Origin of the sequence: Acrocarpospora pleiomorpha, from assembly GCF_009687885.1 — a bacterium.
Classification (GTDB): domain Bacteria; phylum Actinomycetota; class Actinomycetes; order Streptosporangiales; family Streptosporangiaceae; genus Acrocarpospora; species Acrocarpospora pleiomorpha.
The window spans coordinates 23,107-41,920 of the sequence record NZ_BLAF01000052.1; the positions used below are offsets into that span (position 1 = coordinate 23,107).

21 protein-coding genes and 1 pseudogene are annotated in these 18,814 nt (G+C 67.8%); 12 read left to right on the plus strand and 10 right to left on the minus strand.

Annotated features, from left to right (window positions below):
* Positions 1-278 (minus strand): annotated as a pseudogene (locus Aple_RS54960) (oxidoreductase); the annotation flags it as partial.
* Positions 279-479: 201 nt separating this feature from the next.
* On the opposite strand from Aple_RS54960, the gene acs reads away from it, so the two are divergent.
* From acs to Aple_RS36320, 6 genes are all read left to right on the plus strand, one after another.
* Complete coding sequence (acs, locus tag Aple_RS36295) at positions 480-2,447, plus strand: acetate--CoA ligase (protein WP_155349276.1); 1,968 nt, start codon at positions 480-482, stop codon at positions 2,445-2,447.
* Positions 2,448-2,560: 113 nt separating this feature from the next.
* Positions 2,561-3,748 (plus strand): Na+/H+ antiporter NhaA, encoded by a 1,188-nt coding sequence (nhaA, locus tag Aple_RS36300; protein ID WP_155349277.1) that lies wholly within the window; start codon positions 2,561-2,563, stop codon positions 3,746-3,748.
* Positions 3,749-3,770: 22 nt separating this feature from the next.
* The gene (locus Aple_RS36305; protein ID WP_155349278.1) at positions 3,771-4,214 is read left to right on the plus strand and encodes a phage holin family protein; all 444 of its coding nucleotides are present in this window, start codon (positions 3,771-3,773) and stop codon (positions 4,212-4,214) included.
* A gap of 1 nt (position 4,215) precedes the next feature.
* A complete protein-coding gene (locus tag Aple_RS36310) occupies positions 4,216-5,142 on the plus strand; it encodes an alpha/beta fold hydrolase (protein ID WP_155349279.1) in 927 nt (308 codons plus the stop codon).
* On the plus strand, positions 5,139-5,576 hold the full coding sequence (locus Aple_RS36315) for a DUF309 domain-containing protein (RefSeq protein WP_155349280.1): 438 nt from the start codon (positions 5,139-5,141) through the stop codon (positions 5,574-5,576). The genes Aple_RS36310 and Aple_RS36315 overlap by 4 nt, the downstream gene beginning before the upstream one ends.
* Positions 5,577-5,640: 64 nt before the next feature.
* A complete protein-coding gene (locus Aple_RS36320; protein ID WP_170321840.1) occupies positions 5,641-6,381 on the plus strand; it encodes a CHAT domain-containing protein in 741 nt (246 codons plus the stop codon).
* Between the two features lie 8 nt (positions 6,382-6,389).
* Here Aple_RS36320 and Aple_RS36325 read toward each other — a convergent pair whose 3' ends face one another.
* Positions 6,390-7,580 carry a MarP family serine protease gene (locus Aple_RS36325; RefSeq protein ID WP_174889920.1) on the minus strand — a complete coding sequence of 397 codons (1,191 nt, stop codon included), beginning with the start codon at positions 7,578-7,580 and terminating at the stop codon, positions 6,390-6,392.
* 110 nt (positions 7,581-7,690) lie between these two features.
* On the opposite strand from Aple_RS36325, the gene Aple_RS36330 reads away from it, so the two are divergent.
* Entirely contained in the window at positions 7,691-8,245 is a 555-nt protein-coding gene (locus Aple_RS36330) for a HEAT repeat domain-containing protein (protein WP_155349282.1), read from the plus strand.
* On the opposite strand, the gene Aple_RS36335 is transcribed toward Aple_RS36330, so the two are convergent.
* Both Aple_RS36335 and nth read right to left on the minus strand, forming a co-directional pair.
* On the minus strand, positions 8,223-8,861 hold the full coding sequence (locus tag Aple_RS36335; protein ID WP_155349283.1) for an NUDIX hydrolase: 639 nt from the start codon (positions 8,859-8,861) through the stop codon (positions 8,223-8,225). The two genes, Aple_RS36330 and Aple_RS36335, sit on opposite strands and share 23 nt — an antisense overlap.
* 48 nt (positions 8,862-8,909) lie before the next feature.
* Positions 8,910-9,614: an endonuclease III gene (gene nth / locus Aple_RS36340; protein ID WP_155349284.1), complete on the minus strand. Its 705-nt coding sequence runs from the start codon at positions 9,612-9,614 to the stop codon at positions 8,910-8,912.
* A gap of 100 nt (positions 9,615-9,714) precedes the next feature.
* On the opposite strand from nth, the gene Aple_RS36345 reads away from it, so the two are divergent.
* The gene (locus Aple_RS36345) at positions 9,715-10,395 is read left to right on the plus strand and encodes a Crp/Fnr family transcriptional regulator (RefSeq protein WP_155349285.1); all 681 of its coding nucleotides are present in this window, start codon (positions 9,715-9,717) and stop codon (positions 10,393-10,395) included.
* On the opposite strand, the gene Aple_RS36350 is transcribed toward Aple_RS36345, so the two are convergent.
* From Aple_RS36350 to sp36, 4 genes are read right to left on the minus strand one after another with little or no spacing between them, the layout of a single operon-like run.
* Positions 10,392-11,174: an MBL fold metallo-hydrolase gene (locus tag Aple_RS36350; RefSeq protein WP_155349286.1), complete on the minus strand. Its 783-nt coding sequence runs from the start codon at positions 11,172-11,174 to the stop codon at positions 10,392-10,394. The two genes, Aple_RS36345 and Aple_RS36350, sit on opposite strands and share 4 nt — an antisense overlap.
* Positions 11,171-11,971: an NUDIX hydrolase gene (locus Aple_RS36355; RefSeq protein ID WP_155349287.1), complete on the minus strand. Its 801-nt coding sequence runs from the start codon at positions 11,969-11,971 to the stop codon at positions 11,171-11,173. The genes Aple_RS36350 and Aple_RS36355 overlap by 4 nt, the downstream gene beginning before the upstream one ends.
* A gap of 46 nt (positions 11,972-12,017) precedes the next feature.
* A complete protein-coding gene (locus Aple_RS36360; protein WP_155349288.1) occupies positions 12,018-12,476 on the minus strand; it encodes a RidA family protein in 459 nt (152 codons plus the stop codon).
* A complete protein-coding gene (sp36, locus tag Aple_RS36365; RefSeq protein ID WP_155349289.1) occupies positions 12,473-12,628 on the minus strand; it encodes a Sp36 family protein in 156 nt (51 codons plus the stop codon). The genes Aple_RS36360 and sp36 overlap by 4 nt, the downstream gene beginning before the upstream one ends.
* Before the next feature lie 97 nt (positions 12,629-12,725).
* On the opposite strand from sp36, the gene bagA reads away from it, so the two are divergent.
* Positions 12,726-13,706 (plus strand): ATPase BagA, encoded by a 981-nt coding sequence (bagA, locus tag Aple_RS36370; RefSeq protein ID WP_155349290.1) that lies wholly within the window; start codon positions 12,726-12,728, stop codon positions 13,704-13,706.
* Entirely contained in the window at positions 13,703-14,848 is a 1,146-nt protein-coding gene (gene bagB / locus Aple_RS36375; RefSeq protein ID WP_155349291.1) for an ATPase BagB, read from the plus strand. Before bagA ends, bagB begins: the two co-directional genes overlap by 4 nt.
* A 7-nt stretch (positions 14,849-14,855) precedes the next feature.
* Here bagB and Aple_RS36380 read toward each other — a convergent pair whose 3' ends face one another.
* Positions 14,856-15,152 (minus strand): WhiB family transcriptional regulator, encoded by a 297-nt coding sequence (locus Aple_RS36380; RefSeq protein ID WP_061296783.1) that lies wholly within the window; start codon positions 15,150-15,152, stop codon positions 14,856-14,858.
* 246 nt (positions 15,153-15,398) lie between these two features.
* Between Aple_RS36380 and Aple_RS36385 the strand changes: the two genes are divergently transcribed.
* Entirely contained in the window at positions 15,399-17,663 is a 2,265-nt protein-coding gene (locus Aple_RS36385) for a transglycosylase domain-containing protein (RefSeq protein WP_246265001.1), read from the plus strand.
* Positions 17,664-17,714: 51 nt separating this feature from the next.
* Here Aple_RS36385 and Aple_RS36390 read toward each other — a convergent pair whose 3' ends face one another.
* Complete coding sequence (locus tag Aple_RS36390) at positions 17,715-18,170, minus strand: GatB/YqeY domain-containing protein (RefSeq protein WP_155349292.1); 456 nt, start codon at positions 18,168-18,170, stop codon at positions 17,715-17,717.
* Positions 18,171-18,226: 56 nt separating this feature from the next.
* Here Aple_RS36390 and Aple_RS36395 point away from each other — a divergent pair.
* Positions 18,227-18,814 (plus strand): metallophosphoesterase (locus tag Aple_RS36395; RefSeq protein WP_170321841.1); only part of this gene is annotated, 588 nt, incomplete at its 3' end.

Genomic DNA, 18,814 nt, shown 5'->3' on the forward strand with positions numbered 1-18,814 from the left:
CCCCGCCACAACGCCCCCAACCGCCCCAGCTCAGCCGAAACCCTCAACGCCCCCTGCGCCACCGGATCATCGACATCCCCATGCCGCAGCGACCCCAGCGGCACATCAACCCCATCCAACGCCGCCGAAGCCCGAGCCCCGCGCAAAGCCGACTCGGCCGACACTTCGGGCCCGCGCCGCCGCAGCGCCCGATGCCGATACAGCCGGTCAACAGCCGAACGCGCCTCTTGTACGGCCTCCGGCACCATCTCGGCGATCACCGCCAGCGGATCAGTCACGCCCCGACCCTACCGACGCATACGAACCATTCAACGACGACCTGCCACCGTTGAACGCATCCCAGTTTGACTCTCGGGGGAGGGTCACATGTCATAAACACCACGAGAACACCACGACGCCCGGAACCTTGTCGGTGACCGTACCGGGCTGGTGAAGTGGACCTCACAAGTTGCGCCAGATAAGAGCAAAAGGAGTGCCAAGTGGCCCCCGAGCGTGAGAACCAGGAGACGCTGTCGAATCTGCTGCGCGAGGACCGGCGGTTCGAGCCACCCGTCGACCTGGCCGCGGCCGCGAACGTCACGGCGGAGGCGTACGAGGAGGCGAACCGGGATCGGCTCGCCTTCTGGGAGCGTGCCGCCGAGCGGCTGACCTGGGCGAAGCGCTGGGACACGACGCTGGACTGGCAGCCGCCCTTCGCCAAGTGGTTCGTGAACGGCAAGCTGAACGTCGCGTACAACTGCGTGGACCGGCATGTGGAGGCGGGGAACGGGGACAAGGTCGCCTACTACTGGGAGGGCGAGCCGGAGGGCGACAGCCGCACGATCACCTACGCTGACCTGCAGAAAGAGGTTTCCAGGGCGGCGAACGCGCTGACCGAGCTGGGCGTGGGGAAGGGCGATCGGGTCGCCATCTACATGCCGATGATTCCGGAACTGCCGGTTTCGTTGCTGGCGTGTGCGCGGATCGGGGCGATTCACTCGGTGGTGTTCGGCGGGTTCTCGGCGACGGCGCTGAAGAGCCGGATCGACGACGCGGACGCGAAACTGGTGATCACCGCGGATGGCGGGTTCCGGCGGGGCGCGCCGAGCGCGTTGAAGCCGACGGTGGACGAGGCGGTCAAGGACTGCCCGAGTGTCGAGCATGTGCTGGTGGTCCGGCGGACCGGCCAGGAAGTGGACCAGACCGATAAGGACGTCTGGTGGCATGACGTGGTCGATCGGCAGAGCGAGGAGCACATCCCGGAGGCGCATGACGCCGAGGCCCCGCTGTACATCCTCTACACGAGCGGGACGACCGGGAAGCCGAAGGGCATTCTCCACACGACCGGTGGATACCTCACCCAGTCGGCCTGGACGCACCATGCGGTCTTCGACCTCAAGCCGGAAACCGACATCTACTGGTGCACGGCCGACATCGGCTGGGTGACCGGGCACTCCTACATCGTGTACGGCCCGCTCGCGAACGGCGCCACGAGCATCATCTACGAGGGCACCCCGGACACCCCCCACCGAGGCCGCTTCTGGGAAATTATCCAGAAATATCGCGTAACCATCCTCTACACCGCCCCCACCGCGATCCGTACGTTCATGAAGTGGGGCGACGACATCCCCGCCAAATTCGACCTGTCGTCCCTGCGGGTCCTCGGCTCGGTCGGCGAGCCGATCAACCCGGAGGCGTACGTCTGGTATCGCGAGCACATCGGCGGCAGCCGTACCCCGGTTGTGGACACCTGGTGGCAGACCGAGACCGGCGCGATCATGATCAGCCCGCTGCCGGGGGTCACCGCCGGCAAGCCGGGCGCGGCCATGAAGCCGCTGCCGGGCATCGTCGCGGACGTGGTCGACGACCAGGCGCAGTCGGTGCCCAACGGCGGCGGGGGTTTCCTGGTGGTACGGGAGCCGTGGCCGTCCATGCTCCGCACGATCTGGGGCGACGACCAGCGCTACATCGACACCTATTGGTCCCGGTTCAAGGGGTTCTACTTCCCCGGCGACGGCGCCAAGAAGGACGAGGACGGCGATCTGTGGCTGCTCGGCCGGGTGGATGACGTCATGCTCGTCTCCGGGCACAACATCTCGACCACCGAGGTGGAGAGCGCGCTGGTCAGCCACCCGAAGGTGGCCGAGGCGGCGGTCGTGGGCGCGACCGACCCGCTGACCACGCAGGCGATCGTGTCGTTCGTGATCCTGCGCGGCGCGGTCGACGAGGGCGAGGACATCGCCAAGGAGCTCCGCGACCATGTCGCCAAGACGCTCGGGCCGATCGCGAAGCCGCGGCAGATCCTGATCGTTCCCGAGCTGCCGAAGACCCGCTCCGGGAAGATCATGCGGCGGCTGCTGCGTGACGTGGCGGAGAACCGCAGCATCGGCGACGTCACGACGCTGGCCGACAGCGCGGTGATGAACCTGATCGCGGCGAAGCTGCCCAGCGCGGCAAGCGAAGACTAGGCAAGTCCGGCAGATGGGGCGCGGGTGCGTAACGGCACCCGCGCCTCACCCATATCCGGACATATGTGTACAGTCAGGTACAGATCGTAACGTTCAGCGACCGAGGGGGGACCGTGCCGCGCGCCGCCGAACTGTGGCCGTTGCGGCCGACCGTCCGGTACGCACGCCAGATCGCCGAGGCGTTGCGCGCCGAGACGATCGGCGGCGTGATCATGCTGCTGGCCACGGGATTCGCCCTCATCTGGGCGAACTCCGCATGGACCAATGGGTACCTGGCGATACGCGACGCGGTTCCAGGGCCGTTCGGTATGAGCTTGTACCAATGGTCCGCCGACGGCATGCTCGCGATCTTCTTCTTCGTCGCCGGGCTTGAGGTCAAACGGGAGTTCGTGCACGGCGAGCTCTCCCAGCTCAAGGACGCGATCCTCCCGGTTGTCGCCGCGATCTCCGGAATGATCGTTCCCGCGCTCGTCTTCGTCGCCGTCGCCTGGGGCACCAGCGGCGCGGGCAAGGGCTGGGCGATCCCCACGGCGACCGACATCGCGTTCGCCCTCGCGGTCCTCGCGGTGACCGCCTCAGCGCTTCCGGATGCTTTGCGGGCGTTCCTCCTGACCCTCGCCGTGGTGGATGACCTGGGGGCGATCATCGTGATCGCGGTCTTCTACACGGAGAAGCTGAGCTTCGTCCCGCTGATCGCCGCCGCCGTGATCCTGTTCATCTACTGGCTGCTCATGCGCGTCGGCGTCCGGAAGCCGCTCCTGTTCATCCTGCTCGGCGTCGCGGCCTGGGTGTTCGTGCACGACAGCGGCGTGCATCCCACCGTGGCCGGGGTCCTGTGCGGCCTGCTCACCAGCGTGCGAGGCGATCCATCCCCGGCGGAACGCGCGGACCATTACGTTCGCCCCATATCTGCGGGATTCTGCGTGCCCGTTTTCGCCTTTTTCGCCGCCGGGGTTCCGCTGACCACCCAGGCTCTCGGCGCCGTTTTCGTCGACCGGATCGCGATCGCTGTGATGATCGGCTTGGTGGTGGGCAAGTTCCTGGGGGTGTTCGGGGGCGCGTGGTTGTCGGTCAAACTGGGGTTCGCCAGGCTCAGCGATGAGCTGACCTGGCGGGACATCGCAGCCGTGTCCGTTCTGGCCGGAATCGGCTTCACGGTTTCGCTGCTCATCGGCGACAAGGCGTTCCCCGGCGACGATCGGATCTCCACGGCCGTGCTGATCGCCAGCGTGGTCGCGTCGGCGCTGGCGTCGGCACTGTTGCGGATCCGGGTGCGCGTGCGGGCACGAGATGATGTTTGATAGTCGCAGATAGGAGATCCCGATGCCCGAGGACGAATCGCTCGGCGCGCTGGTCGCCCAGGCGAGCAACCACATATCGACCCTCGTCCGGTCTGAGATCGAGCTCGCCAAGTCCGAGCTCAAGTTCGACGCGCGACGGATCGGGGCCGCGACGGGGCTTTTCGCCGCCGCCGCGTTCATTCTGCATCTGTGCCTGATCCTGGCGTCGTTCACCATCGCGTACGTGCTGGTGGACGCGGTCGGCCTCGCTCAGTGGCTGTCGTTCCTGATCGTTACCGTGTTCTATCTGGTGCTCGCGGGTTTGCTGGGGTTCGTCGGATACCGGCGGTTGAAGGGGTTGGCAGGCTTCCGCCGTACCAAGCGGTCGCTGCAGACGCTGAAGGGGCCCGAGCAGGCGAGCCTGGCCGCGCCGTCCGCGGGCGAGATCGGCTCGCCTCGCGAGCCGGTGCGTGAGACCGTGCCCTGAGGTGAAACCGTCCAGGGACGAGTCGGTGGTCCGGGTCGAGGGCCCGTGGACCCACCGTGCCGTGCACGCCGGCGGCACCCGCTTCCACATCGTGGAGGCGGGCGAAGGGCCGCTGGTGCTGTTGCTGCATGGTTTCCCCCAGTTCTGGTGGACCTGGCGGCACCAGTTGGAGTCCCTGCCGAAGGCCGGCTACCGCGCGGTCGCGGTGGATTTGCGTGGGTACGGCGCGAGTGACAAACCCCCGCGCGGCTACGACCTTCCGACCTTGGCCGGAGACGCCGCCGGGCTGATCCGCGCGCTCGGCGAGACCGGAGCGATCGTCGTCGGGCATGACTGGGGCGGCCTGCTCGCCTGGACCATGGCCGTGCTCGACCCCAAAGTGGTGCGCCGCCTGGTCGCCGTCTCCGCGCCCCACCCACTGCGGCTGCGCTCGTCCCTGCTGACCGACCCGTTCGGCCAGCTGAAGGCCAGTCGTTACACGCTGGGATTCCAGCTGCCCGTGCTTCCCGAACGCCGCCTGGTCGCCCACGACGGCTCCCGGGTGGGCCGCCTGCTGGACGCGTGGTCCAGCCCTGAATGGCCCGCCGAAGACGTTGCCCGGAAATATCGTGATGTGTTCCAGATTCCGGGGGTCGCGCACTGTGCCCTGGAGTACTACCGCTGGTTCGCCCGATCCCAGCTTCGCCCTGATGGCCTGCGTTTCGCCCGCCAGATGCGTACTGAGATCGAAGCCCCCACGTTGCAACTTCACGGCGCGCTCGATCCCTGCATTCTGCCCAGAACCGCCCAAGGTTCAAGCCGTTTCGTGGCCGCCCCGTACCGATGGCGACTCCTCGAAGGAGTCGGACATTTCCCTCACGAGGAACGCCCCGATCAGTTCGACGCCGAGCTGATCGCCTGGCTCGGAGACCCAGAACCGGACCGATGACCCCACGAGACCGCGACGAATCCGGCCGAGCCAGGAGCGCCCGCCCGCGCGACGAATACGGCCGCCCCCTGCCACGCGGCGCCGTCGGCGTGCCCCGAGTCCCCGACGACTACGCCCCCAGCGCCGAAGAGGCCATCAACGAAGCAGGCCTGCTCCTCGACGCCGGTCGCCCCTTCCACGCCCACGAGGTCTTCGAGGGCCGCTGGAAGTGCTGCCCGCCCGAAGAACGCGACCTCTGGCAGGGCCTCGCCCAGATCTGCGTCGGCCTCACCCACCTCCAACGCGAAAACCCCCGCGGCGCGGCGGCTCTCCTCGAACGGGGAAGATCCAGAATCCGCCTGTACGGCTCACGCCCGGCCTACGGCATGAACGTAGACGCGATCATCACCGCCGACTCCATCGAAGCCCTCCACGCAGCCCTTACCACCAGCTGATCGCTCCTCTATCGTCCAGTCTGGGCGTGATATTGGGGTCAGAGATCGGGTGAGGAGCAGGGGCGTGGCTGATGGTGGGGGCGTGCCGCGAGCGGAGGGGCTCCGGGTCCTGTACCTGACGGTGTCGTCCCGCGGGGATCTTCGGGTGGACGCGGAGATCAAGCGGGTGCGAGCGGGGGTCCGGGCGGCCGTCCACCGGGACGCGGTGCGGATCGAGCACCTCGCTGCCGCGACGGTTTCGGATCTGCTGGACGGGCTCACCCGGTTCGTCCCGCACGTGGTGCATTTCTCCGGACATGCCACCCGGAGAACCCTGGTCTTCGATAGCGGCGACGACGCACGCGGGCCCGGCCGGCCGGTCGAGGCGGAGTCGTTCGCCCGCGCGATGGGCGCGGTCGACTCCCCGCCGCGCCTGGTGGTGTTGAACGCCTGCGAGTCGGCAGCACAGCTGGCGGGGCTGCTCACGGCGGTACCGATGGCGATCGGGATGAGCGACAGGATCCGCGATCCGGACGCGATCGCGTTCGCCTCACGCTTGTACGTCGCGCTGGCCGACGGGCAGTCGGTGCGGGGCGCCTTCCAGCTAGGCAGGGCCCAGTTGGCGCTGAGTGAGCGGCCCGGCGCTGATTTTCCGGTGCTCGCCCATGATCCCGCTGTCGATCCCGCCAGTGTCGTCCTGGTCGCTCCGGTGGCGGATCCGCCCGCGGCGGCCCCGGGGAGCGTCACCAACACCATCAGCGGCGGGACCTTCTACGGGCCGGTGATCCAGTTCCGCGATCTCGGCCAGCCCCCCGCTGAGGGATGAAACGACAGCTAGTCGCAGGTCTGGGTGTCCACGCGGGCGATGGCCGCGCTGCCGTCCTCGGCGTCGGTACGGACTTCGTCGGCGGTCAGCGCGTACCCCGTGTCCTCCTGGTCGGTGGCGGCGGCGAAGATGACGCCGAAGACGCGGCCCTCGGGGGTGAGGAGGGGGCCGCCGGAGTTGCCGGGCTGGACGACGCCGCGGATGGCGTACACCTCGCGGTCGACCTTGTGGTCGTTGTAGATGTCGGAGGACTCGGCGTGCTGTTTCACCCGGATTCGGGCCGGTTTGATGGTGAAGCCGTGGCCCTTCGGGAAACCGGCGATGATCGCGTCGTCCTTGGATTCGGCGGTGGAGTCGAAGCGGAGGGCGGCGACGTCGAGGGAGGCGACATAGAGGATGGCGATGTCACGATCGGGGTTGAACAGCACGACACGGGCATCGTGGACGGCACCGGTGTAGTCGGTGACGCGGAGTTGCTGGGTGACGCCCTGGACGACGTGGGCGTTGGTCATGATCCGGTGGGGGGAGTAGACGAAGCCGGTGCCCTCGATGCTTTTCTTGCAGTCGGGCGCGGTGCCCTGAACTTTGACGATCGCGCGACGAGCGCGGGCGATGCGGGGGTCCTTGATGATGCTCTCGTCGGGCGCGGGCACATCGACGAAACGGCTACCGCCGATGGCGCTGAACACCTCCGGAAAATCGGAAGCATCCACAAAGTCCCGGAATCGCCGGGTCAGGTCTTTGGCGGCCTGCGGCATGGCCGAATCGACGGACTTCAGCAGCAGGGAATCATTGATCTGCTGACGCGGTAACGACAGGCTGGTAGTGATCATCAGCGAGCCGATCAGCCACGCGAACACCAGCACGGTCAGACCGCTGGCGAGCGACCCCCCGAACGAGTCGACGGTCCGCGCGGACTCCCAGGTCACGTGGCTGCGAACCACCGCCCCGATCGTGGACGAGGCGAACTGGCCGACCGTCGCGCACAGAAAGACGATCACGATCGCCAGCAGCGCCTTCTCGGTGTCTCCCCCGACCAGCGCCCCGGCGATCGGGGGCGCGATGAAAATGCCGACAAGCGCGCCGCCGCAGAACCCCACGAAGCTGAACACCCCGATGATGAAGCCCTGCCGATACCCGGACACCGCGAACGCCAACACCAGGCCGATCAGGATGAGATCGAGCACGTCGCCTTGCACGCCTGAATTACACCCCTATCGACCCTGAGCCCGGTGCCCCCCTTTACGGTATCCAGCGCCACACGCGCGCGTGCACGTGTTCTTCGAGGTCTCCGCTATATCGTGACGTCATGGGGGCACCAGTTGATGATCTGATCCAGGCCGCGCTGGCCGACGAAGACCCGGATGGGCCGACCCGCTGGCGGGCCATCGCCGACCTGCAACAGCGCGGCGACCTGGAAACCTTCACCGCGGCCCGGCGCCTCTGCGCGTCCGCCACGGTCGCGGAGCGCGTACTCGGCGTGGATATTCTCGGCGAACTCGGCCGCGACCGCCCATTCACCGACAAAACCATGCCGGTGCTCCGCTACCTGGCAGCCAGCGAGGACGACACCCGCGTCCTCTACTCGGCCCTCATCGCCTTCGGCCACCTCCGCGACCCACGCGCGCTGCCCTCGGTGATCGACCTCTCCACCCACCCGGAGGCCACGGTCCGCTACGGCACCGCCTACGCGCTACCCAACGTCCTCGGCCACCCCGCCGACCCAGCCGGCCTGGCCGCCCTGCGCCGCCTGGCCGAAGACGAGGACACCGACGTCGCCGACTGGGCATCGCTGGGCCTCACCCTGGCCACCGCCCACACCAACACCCCAGGCCAACAACTCAGCGACCCGCCATCGCGATGACATCCGGGGGCAGGTCTTCGACTCGAGACCTGTCCCACGGGAGCTCGAAACCGGAAGCGGCCAGCAGCCCATCGAGCACTCCGGCCGTGAACCCCCAGACGAGGAGACCGCGAACCCGGAATGCGGGCCCCGCGAACCCGCTGGGATGGCGGAGTTTGAGGCGATTGGCCGGGTCTACGAGCTCGGCGATAGGTACGCGTTCCACCGAAGCGACCTCATCCGGGGAAGCGGCGTGGACGGCGCAGGGAGTGTGCCACCAGCCCAGAACGGGCGTGACACGGTAGTCGCTTCGCCAGACGTACAGCTCGGGCATCGTGCCCACGACGGTGACGCCGGTCGGGTCGAGGCCGGTTTCCTCGGCGGCCTCGCGGAGGGCGGCTTCGATGGGGCCCGCGTCCTGGGGTTCCAGGCCGCCGCCAGGGAAGGCGGGCTGCCCCGCGTGGTTGCGGCCGTTGGAGCTGCGCTGGATGAGCAGGACATCCGGCCCGTACGGCCCGTCGCCGAACAACATCAGCACCGCCGCGGGACGGCCGCCTTCGGCGGGTGGCCGTAAGCCCAACGGCACCGCCCCACTCCTGGCAGCCAATCCCTCAAGCCAAACCGGCGTGTCGTTCACGTGCCACCTCCCCGGGGTTCAACCCTCGGGCATGCCCGGAGCTTCCCGCTAGGAGAATGGCCCAGTCTTAACAAGTTTGCGCGCCTCGACCGGATCGGTCGGGCCAGTGCCGTACGACGGGCAGAGAGCGGTCAGCGGGCAGGCGCCGCACGCGGGCTTGCGCGCGTTACAGATCCGCCGGCCATGCCAGATGATCCGATGCGAGAACATCGTCCACTGGGCCTTGGGGATGAGCGTGCCGACCTCGTGTTCGATCTTGACGGGATCGGTCTCGTCAAGCCACCCGAACCGCCGGGTCAGCCGCTGGAAGTGGGTGTCAACGGTCAACCCCGGCACACCGAACGCGTTGCCGAGCACCACATTGGCCGTCTTGCGCCCGACACCGGGCAGGGTGACCAGATCCTTCAGTTTCCCCGGCACATCCCCGCCATAACGATCACAGAGCGTCTGGGCCATGCCCATGATGCTGTTGGTCTTAGCCCGGAAGAAGCCCGTGGATTTGATGATCTGTTCGAGCTCCTCACGATCCGCCGAGGCATAGTCAGCCGCAGTCCGATACTTCGCAAAAAGTATCGGAGTAACCATATTTACCCTTTTGTCCGTACACTGCGCCGAGAGGATGGTTGCGACCAGCAGTTCCAGCGGGTTACCGAAGTCGAGTTCGCAGTGGGCGTCAGGATAGGTTTCCGCCAAGATGCGGTTGATCCGCCGGGCGCGGCGTACGAGGGCTAGTCGGGACTCCTTCTGGGGCACCCCGTAAGCCTACGCGGATGCCGTAGGTCACAATGGCTACCACGGAGATCCCAGAGACCTCCGCAAACCCGACGAGTGCGACCATGGCAAGGGAGGCACCGTGAGCACCGAAGACGTTCTGAGCAGGGCGCCCCTTTTCGCCGCGCTCGACCGGGAGAGCGCAGCGGCCCTGCGAACGAGTATCGCCGAGATGACCCTCACCAAGGGCCAGACGCTGTTCAGCGAGAACGAGACCGGCTCCACGCTCTACGTGGTGCTCGAAGGCAAGATCAAGCTGGCCAGGACCGCGCCGGACGGCCGGGAGAACCTGCTCAGCGTGCTCGGCCCGAGCGAGATGTTCGGCGAACTGTCCCTGTTCGACCCTCGACCCCGTACGGCTTCCGCCATCGCGCTCACCGACGTCAAGCTGGCCGGGCTCGGCCACGACGACCTGCGGCCGTGGCTGACCGGCCGCCCGGAGGTGGCGCTGCACCTGCTGCGCGCCCTGGCCCAGCGGCTGCGCCGGACCAACGACGTGCTGGCCGACCTGGTCTTCACCGACGTGCCGGGGCGGGTGGCGAAGGCGCTGCTGGACCTGGCCGACCGGTTCGGGCAGAAGGTCGACGACGGCGTGCGCGTCCATCACGATCTCACTCAGGAGGAGCTGGCCCAGCTGGTGGGCGCCTCCCGGGAGACCGTAAACAAGGCGCTGGCGGACTTCGCGGGGCGCGGCTGGCTGCGGATCGAGGCCAAGGCCGTCGTGATCATGGACATCGAGCGGCTGTACAACCGGTCGCGTTAGAGGTTTTTCAGGTAGTTGAGCTGGGCCGCCACGGACATCTCCGCGGCGGGCCAGAGGCTGCGGTCCACGTCCGCGTAGACCATCTCGACGATCTCCGGCACGTCTTTGGCGCCCGCGCGGATGGCCTCGCGGATCTGGTCGAGGCGTTTGCGGCGGTGCGCGAGGTATTCGTCAAGCTTTCCGATCGGGTCGGGGAGCATGGGGCCGTGGCCGGGCAGCAGGGTCCGGGCTTCGGCGAGTTCGGCCATCGCGCGGAGTTTGTCCAGGCTGCGGAGGTAGTCGGCGAGGTCGCCGTCCGGGGCGATCACGGTGGTTCCGCGGCCGAGGATGGTGTCCCCGGTGAGCAGGGCGGCGTCGGCAGGCAGCCAGAAGCAGAGCGAATCGGCTGAATGGCCTGGTGTTCCGATCACTCGGAGCTCCAGATCGCTGGTGGTGACCACGTCGCCGTCGCCAAGGCCTTCCGAACCGAGGCGATGGTTCGGGTCTAGCGCCCGGACGGGTGCGCTGACCATCGCGGCGAACGTCGCGGCCCCGCCGCTGTGGTCGGGATGTCCGTGAGTGAGCAGGATCGTCGCCACCCGGCGTTCGCCGAGCAACTCCACGAGTCTCCGCAAATGGTGCTCATCGTCCGGCCCTGGATCGACGATCAGCACCGTTTCGCCCTGGCCGATCACCCAGGTGTTCGTGCCGTCCAAGGTCATCGGGGACGCGTTGGGAGCCAACACGTTGGTCGCGCTCGCCGTACCGGACCCGTCAATCGGCACGAACAAGCCGCTCATCTAGCCACATCCAGCCGCATCTCGCCGTCTACCTCCACCACCTGGGGCATAATCGTGACGATCTCCCGATCGTTCGCGAACACGCCAGCAATCGTGTCAAACCCCGCCATCTCGGTCAGCGTATGAAATGTCGGCATCATCACCGAAATTTCGTGAGATTTCGCGAGATCTAGGGCTTGCTGGGGCCGCATCCACGCCACCGAATCCGCTTCCCCGCCGACGTCCCTGGTCCGCTGGCCGTACGGCAACGCCGCCACGAAGAACCGCGTGTCATACCGCCGGTATTCGATCTCAGGCGTGATCCAATGCCCCCACGGTTTGAGCAGATCCGACCGCAAAACCAGCCCTTTGTCATCCAGGAAATCCACGAACGACAGCGTGCGATCGATCAACGCCTCCCGTTCGGCGTCCCAGCCCGTGGTGTCGGCCACGATCGTGTCCTCGGTCGGCCCGGCCAGCAGCACCCCGGACTCCTCGAAGGTCTCCCGCACCGCCGCGCACACCAACCCGCGCGCCGTCCCCTCCTCGGCCCGCAGCAGCTCGCCCCATTCCGCCGGAGACGGCCCCGCCCAAGCCACGGCATGATCCGCGTCCCGGGGATCGACAGACCCGCCAGGAAACACGTACGCCCCCGCCGCGAAGGCCATCGTGGCCTTGCGGCGGAGCAGGTACACCTCCAGCGGAGCGTCCCGGAGCACGACCACCGTCGCCGCGTCCCTGGCGGCCGCCGGAGCGATCCGACCGGCGAGGATATCCAGGGCGCGCGCCCTGAACTCCCCTGTCAGCGGAATCCCCATAAACCCTCCCAGAACGCCAGCAGTCTCGCGTATGCCGTACCACAGATCAACGCACTTCGGCGATGACCTCCAGCTCCACGGGCGCGTTCCGGGGCAGCACCGGGACCCCGACGGCGCTGCGGGCATGCCGCCCCGCCTCGCCCAGGACCTCGCCGAACAGCGTGCTCGCGCCGTCGACCACGGCCGGCTGGTTGGTGTATTCCGGCGTGCTCGCGACGAACGCCAGCACCTTCACGATCCTCACGATGGCCGACAGTTCGCCCGCGACCGAGATGATCGCCGCCATCGCGTTGAGCGCGCAGATCCGGGCCAGGTCGCTCCCCTGCTCGTCGGAGATCTCCGCCCCGAGCTTGCCGGTGGCGATCAGCTTCCCGTCCACGATCGGCAGTTGCCCGGAGGTGTACACATAGTTCCCGGTCCGCACCGCGGGCACGTACGCGGCCAGCGGCGTCGCCACCTCCGGCAACACCAGCCCCAGCCGGGCCAGCCGCTGCTCGGGCGTCATGCCTTCGCCCGCTTCATGTACGCGACGAGCTGCTCGGGGTTGGGCCCAGGGATCACGGACACCAACTCCCAGCCGTCCTCGCCCCAGTTGTCCAGAATCTGCTTCGTCGCGTGCGTCAGCAGCGGCACGGTCACGTATTCCCACTTGGTCATGCGGCCAAGGCTATCGAGGCTCGCACGCCTGTGACTCCCAGCACATGAGGGTTCCCTGCGGCGAATCAGAAAGTGACCTTTGGGTAGCCTTTCGGGTGTGAGTTCTCGCGACACCGACTGGGATGGGGTTCGCCTCCACGTCGTCACCGGAAAGGGTGGCACGGGGAAGACCACCGTCGCCGCCGCGCTGGCCCTGGCGCTCGCCGCCGGCGGCCGGAAGGTGCTCCTGGTCGAGGTGGAGGGCCGCCAGGGCATCGCTCAGGTGTTCGACCTGCCGCCCTTGCCGTACGAGGAACGGAAGATCGCCGTCGCCCCGGGCGGCGGCGACGTGTTCGCGCTGGCCATCGACCCGGAAGAGGCCATGCTCGATTATCTCGACATGTTCTACGGGCTCAAACGGATGGGCAAGACGCTCACCAGGATGGGCGTGGTCGACTTCGCCACCACCATCGCGCCCGGCATGCGCGACGTCCTGGTCACCGGGAAGACCAGCGAAGCGGTCCGGCGCAAGAACAAGGCGGGTCGGCGGGTGTACGACGCCGTCGTCATGGACGCGCCACCGACCGGGCGGATCGCCCGGTTTCTCAATGTCACCCAGGAAGTCGCCGGGCTGGCCCGGGTCGGCCCGGTGAAGGCGCACGCCGACATGGTCCGCGGTGTCATGGCCTCGCCCGAGACCGCGGTGCATTTCGTGACGCTGCTGGAGGAGATGCCCGTCCAGGAGACCCTGGACGGCATGGCCGAACTGCGGGCCGTCAAGCTGCCGGTCGGTGGCATTTTCGTGAACATGACGCGGAGCATCGATCCGGCGCTGAGCGAGCCGGTGGACCACTCCGAGCTCGCGCTGGGGCTCAAGGCGGCCGGGCTGACCGACGGCAAGGACGCCGCCGCCATCGCCGAGGCGCTGGCGGCGGAAGTGGCCGAGCATGCCAGCCGTACCGGCCTGGAAATGCGCGAGCAGGAGGAACTCGCCAAGACCGGGGCACGCAGGTATGAGCTGCCGTTCCTGGCCGACGGCGCGGACCTGGCCGGACTGTATGAACTCGCCGAGGCGATCAGAAACCAAGGCGCGGCATGACGAGCGGAAAGAGAGCCGTGAAAGCCCCCCAGCTGGACCTGGACGCCATCCTGGACGATCAGAACACCCGGATCGTGGTGTGCTGCGGCTCCGGCGGTGTCGGCAAGACCACCACAGCCGCCGCGCTCGGGCTGCGCGCCGCGGAACGCGGCCGCCACGTGGTCGTGCTCACCGTCGACCCGGCCCGGCGGCTGGCCCAGTCGATGGGCCTGACCTCGCTCGACAACACCCCGCGCCGGATCACCGAGATCGACGGCGACGGCCAGCTGCACGCCATGATGCTCGACATGAAGCGGACCTTCGATGAGATCATCGAGGCGCACGCCGACCCGGAGCGGGCCAAGCAGATCCTGACGAACCCCTTCTACCAGTCGCTGTCGTCCAGCTTCGCCGGCACCCAGGAGTACATGGCGATGGAGAAACTGGGGCAACTGCGCCGCTCCGGCGACTGGGATCTGATCATCGTCGACACCCCGCCGTCCCGGTCCGCGCTGGACTTCCTGGACGCGCCGGAACGCCTCGGCCGGTTCCTGGACGGGCGGCTCATCCGCATCCTGATCGCGCCCGCCAAAGCCGGCGGCCGGAGCGCGTTCAAACTGATCAACGCCGGGTTCGGCCTGGTCGCCGGGGCGCTCACCAAGGTGCTCGGCGCGCAGGTGCTGACCGACATCCAGACGTTCGTGTCCGCCCTGGACGCGCTGTTCGGCGGTTTCCGGCAACGCGCGGAACAGACCTATCGGCTGCTCCAGGCGCCCGGCACGGCGTTCGTCGTCGTCGCCACGCCGGAACGGGACGCGATCCGTGAGGCCTCGTACTTCGTGGAGCGGCTCGCCGAGGAGCGGATGCCCTTGGCCGGCCTGGTGGTCAACCGGGTGCACCGCTCCCCGGCTCCGGCCCTGTCCGCGGCCCGCAGCACGGCCGCCGCGGAGGACCTGGAGTCACGTGGTGAGCACGAGCTGACCGCCGCCGTGCTTCGCCTGCACGCCGGGCGGATGCAGCTCGCCGCCCGCGAGCACCGGGAACAGGAACACTTCACCTCGGCCCACCCCACCGTGCCGATATCCCAGGTGCCCGCGATGTCAGAGGACGTTCACGATCTGGCTGGTCTGCGCCAGATCGGGGAACTCCTCGCCGCTGGGTGAGAGCGCGTCAGCCCGCGATCAGCTCGTTGGTGCGCTCGTACTCTTCTTTGGCCAACTCCAGCAGGTCGCGCCAGGAGTCGACGTCCGGACGGCGCCGCAGGAGCGCGCGCCGTTCCCGCTCGGTCATTCCGCCCCATACCCCGAACTCGATGCGATTGTCCAGCGCATCGGCGAGGCATTCGGTACGGACAGGGCACCCTCGACAGATCAGCTTCGCCCGGTTCTGTGCGGCGCCCTGAACGAACAGGGCGTCAGGATCCGCACCTCGACAGGCGGCACGGGAGGTCCAATCCGTGATCCACATTTCGACCCCACTCCCCTTAGGTGGTCAGTCGTGACTTCTGGGGCCGACGGGCGCGGTCGCCGAGCCTCCTTATTCAGTTGCCGCAGAGGAGAACGTACGCAACCAGGCTGTCGGAGTGACAGACCCGGTGGGACCAAATTTACGACCTGAGGATGTCCGGGAATGACTAGTCATTCCCGCCGGGGGTAATGCCAGGTGGTGGTTTTGGTACCGATTGACTCCCTGATTCGACGTACCCTTGGCTTTGTGCAAGCTCAAGGCAAAGCTCAGACATCGGGAGCGCGCCCGCGCCGGGCCGGCACCCAGATCGCGAACGTCGTGCGACTGCTGGCCGCCGCCTGCGCCGGAGGCGTGCTCGTCGCCGCTGTAGCGTTGCCCGCCGTCGGCGGAGCGGGCTACTCCGCCAAATCCGGCGTCGAGGCCCTGCAGATCGAGGCGAAGGAGCTCAACGAGCCCCCGCTCCCGGAGAAGACGGTCCTGCTGGACTCCTCCGGCAAGCAGATCGCCCAGTTCTACTTCCAGAACCGCGAGTCCGTGCCGCTCACCAAGATCGCGCCGGTCATGCAGCAGGCGATCATCGCGATCGAGGACTTCCGCTTCAAGCAACACGGCGCCCTCGACGTCGAAGGCACCTTCCGGGCGTTCACCCGCAACCTCTTCGGCGGCGGCGTCGTCCAGGGCGGCTCCTCGATCACCCAGCAGTACGTCAAGCTGGTCATCTTCAACTCGGCCGAGACCAAGGAAGAACAGGCCAAGGCCATCGAGACGTCGTACGCGCGCAAGCTCAACGAGATCCGCTACGCGATGGCGATCGAGAACAAGTACACCAAGGACGAGATCCTCAACCGGTATCTCAACATCTCCTACTTCGGCGCCAGCGCGTACGGCATCGAGGCCGCCTCCAAACGGTTCTTCGGCAAGCACGCCTCCGAGCTGAACCTGGTCGAGGCGGCCACGCTCGCCGGCGCCGTGCAGAGCCCCAGCGCCACCGACCCCGACCGGGGCAAGGAATACCGCGCCGCCCTGCTGTCCCGGCGCAACGTGGTGCTCGACCGGATGGCCCAGCTGAAGGTCATCACCCCGGCGCAGGCCACCGAGGCCAAGGCCGAGAAGCTCGGCTACCTCGGCAAGAAGATCCCCGGTGGCTGCGAGGTGAGCGAGTTCCCCTACTTCTGCCTCTACGTGCAGCAGGAGATCCTCACCAACAAGGACTTCGGCAAGACCGAGGAAGCCCGCCGCAACTTCCTCCAGCGCGGTGGGCTGACCATCCGCACCACCCTCAACCGGGACATGCAGAAGGCCGCCGACAAGGCCATCAAGAAGCGGGTGTTCGCCTCCGACAAGCAGGTCGCCGCCCAGGCCCTGGTCGAACCCGGCACCGGCGCCATCCGCGCGCTCGCGGCCAGCCGCAAGTTCGGCGACGACAGCAAGAAGAAGAACGAGATCAGCTACAACCTGGCGGCCAACGTGGCGCACGGCGGCGGCAGCGGCTTCCAGGCCGGCTCCACCTTCAAGGTGTTCACCCTGGTCACAGCCCTGGACGAGGGTCTCAAGCTGAACGACGGCTTCAACACCGGGTCGGCCTACGGGATTCCCGACAACGCGCACACGCCGTTCCGTGACTGCAAGGGCAACCGCTCGGGCGAGACCCATGAGGTGCGCAACTCCAGCGAGGGCAGCGGCGGCTTCAAGACCCTGACGACCGGGACCTGGGGTTCGGTCAACACGTTCTTCATGAAGCTGGAGGAGCAGGTCGGGCTCTGCAAGGTCGTGAAGATGGCGCAGAAGCTCGGCATCCAGCGGGCGGACGGGACCAAGCTCCGCGAGGTGCCCACGTTCACGCTCGGCGTCAACGAGATGGACCCGGTGACCGTCGCCGGCGCGTACGCGACGATCGCCGCCCGAGGCAAGCGCTGCGCGCCCATGGTCATCACCGAGATCGTGGATCGGAATGGCAAGGCGACGCCGTACGAGCCGGATTGTGAGCAGGTGCTCGACGAGAAGGTCGCCGACGCGGCCAGCCACATCCTCTCCGGCGTCTTCACCCAGGGCACCATGACCAGCGTCGGCGGCATCGGCCGCGACGCGGCCGGCAAGACCGGCACCACCGACGGCTACACCGCCGCCTGGTTCGCCGGCTACACCCCCGACATGGCCTCGGCCGTCAGCATCGGCGACCCCCGCGGCGCCTTCCGCTACGACCTCACCGGCGTGACCATCGGCGGGCGTTACTACTCCTACGTGTACGGTTCCTCGATCGCGGGTGTGATCTGGAAAGACACCATGATCGCCGCCCTCAAGGACGTCGACCCGACCTCGTTCGTCCCCGTCGACATGTCGGAGTTCGGCGGCTGTTCGCCCAGCTTCTGCGCCCCCAAGCCCAAGCCCAAGCCTGACAGGGGCGAGGAGGGCGGCGACGGCCGAGGTGGCCCCGACGGCGGAAACGACGGCGGTGGAGGCGACGGCGGAGGAGACGGCGGAGGAGACATCGTCGTCCCCGTGAACCCCTGACACCAGAAAAGGGTCCTCCTACTCCGGAGGACCCTTTCTCGCGAAGCCGACTCAACCGGCCAGGCGGGACCGAACGGCCGCGGCCACGCGGCCACCCTCGGCACGACCCGCGACCTTCGGGTTCACCACTTTCATGACCTGACCCATCGCCTGCGGCCCCGACGCCCCGCTCTCCGCGATCGCCTCATCGACCAACCGGTTGAGCTCCTCGTCCGACAGCTGGGCGGGCAGATACTCCTCCAGGATCGCCTGCTCATCCAGCTCGGCCTGCGCCTGCGCGGCCCGCCCGGCCCCGGCGAACGCCTCCGACGCCTCCCGCCGCTTCTTGGCCTCCTTGCCGAGCACCTTGATGATCTCGTCGTCGGAGAGCTCGCGGGCGGTCTTCCCCGCCACCTCCTCGACGTTGATCGCGGCCAGCGCCATCCGGACCGTCCGCAGCCGGACTTCGTCCCGAGCCTTCATCGAGGCCGCGAGATCGGCCTTCAGCTTGTCTTTCAACGCACTCATGGCTCTATCTTGCCGTGTCGCACGGCCGCACCCACGGCTTCGGGCATGATTGGGGGGTGCGGAAAGCTGTCGCGGTACCCCTGTCCCTGCTCGGCCTCGGCGTCGCCGGGCTCGGGTATGCCACTGTCGTCGAGCGCAACTGGTTTCGGCTACGGCGCTTCGACGTGCCCGTGCTCCCCGCCGGCGTCCGCCCGATCAGGATCCTGCAGATCTCCGACCTGCACCTGACCCCCGGCCGCACCCGCCTGATCAACTGGGTCCGCTCGCTCGCCTCCCTCGACCCCGACCTGATCGTCAACACCGGCGACACCCTCGCCCACCCCGACGCCATCCCCGCGTACATGCACGCCGTCGAACCCTTCCTGGACCGCCCCGGCCTGTTCGTGTACGGCTCGAACGACATGTACTCCCCCCGTTTCAAGAACCCCGTCCGTTACCTTTGGCGCACATCCAAGGCGGACTCCCGCCGAGCCCTCCCCGACCTCCCCTGGCAGGAACTCGGCACCGCGATGACCTCGGCCGGCTGGCTGGACATGAACAACTCCACCGCCCGCCTGAAAGTCGCCCACCTCGACATCCACGTCGGCGGCATCAACGACTCCCACATCGACTTGGACCGTTACGACCAGATCGCCGCCCCCGCC

Coding starts and splice junctions, on each gene's coding strand:
- Aple_RS36305 (WP_155349278.1), top strand. CDS start 3,771: ATGCCCGAGGACGAATCGCTCGGCGCGCTGGTCGCCCAGGCGAGCAAC.
- Aple_RS36315 (WP_155349280.1), top strand. CDS start 5,139: ATGACCCCACGAGACCGCGACGAATCCGGCCGAGCCAGGAGCGCCCGC.
- Aple_RS36330 (WP_155349282.1), top strand. CDS start 7,691: ATGGGGGCACCAGTTGATGATCTGATCCAGGCCGCGCTGGCCGACGAA.
- Aple_RS36350 (WP_155349286.1), bottom strand. CDS start 11,174: ATGAGCGGCTTGTTCGTGCCGATTGACGGGTCCGGTACGGCGAGCGCG.
- Aple_RS36355 (WP_155349287.1), bottom strand. CDS start 11,971: ATGGGGATTCCGCTGACAGGGGAGTTCAGGGCGCGCGCCCTGGATATC.
- Aple_RS36360 (WP_155349288.1), bottom strand. CDS start 12,476: ATGACGCCCGAGCAGCGGCTGGCCCGGCTGGGGCTGGTGTTGCCGGAG.
- sp36 (WP_155349289.1), bottom strand. CDS start 12,628: ATGACCAAGTGGGAATACGTGACCGTGCCGCTGCTGACGCACGCGACG.
- bagB (WP_155349291.1), top strand. CDS start 13,703: ATGACGAGCGGAAAGAGAGCCGTGAAAGCCCCCCAGCTGGACCTGGAC.
- Aple_RS36380 (WP_061296783.1), bottom strand. CDS start 15,152: ATGTGGATCACGGATTGGACCTCCCGTGCCGCCTGTCGAGGTGCGGAT.
- Aple_RS36390 (WP_155349292.1), bottom strand. CDS start 18,170: ATGAGTGCGTTGAAAGACAAGCTGAAGGCCGATCTCGCGGCCTCGATG.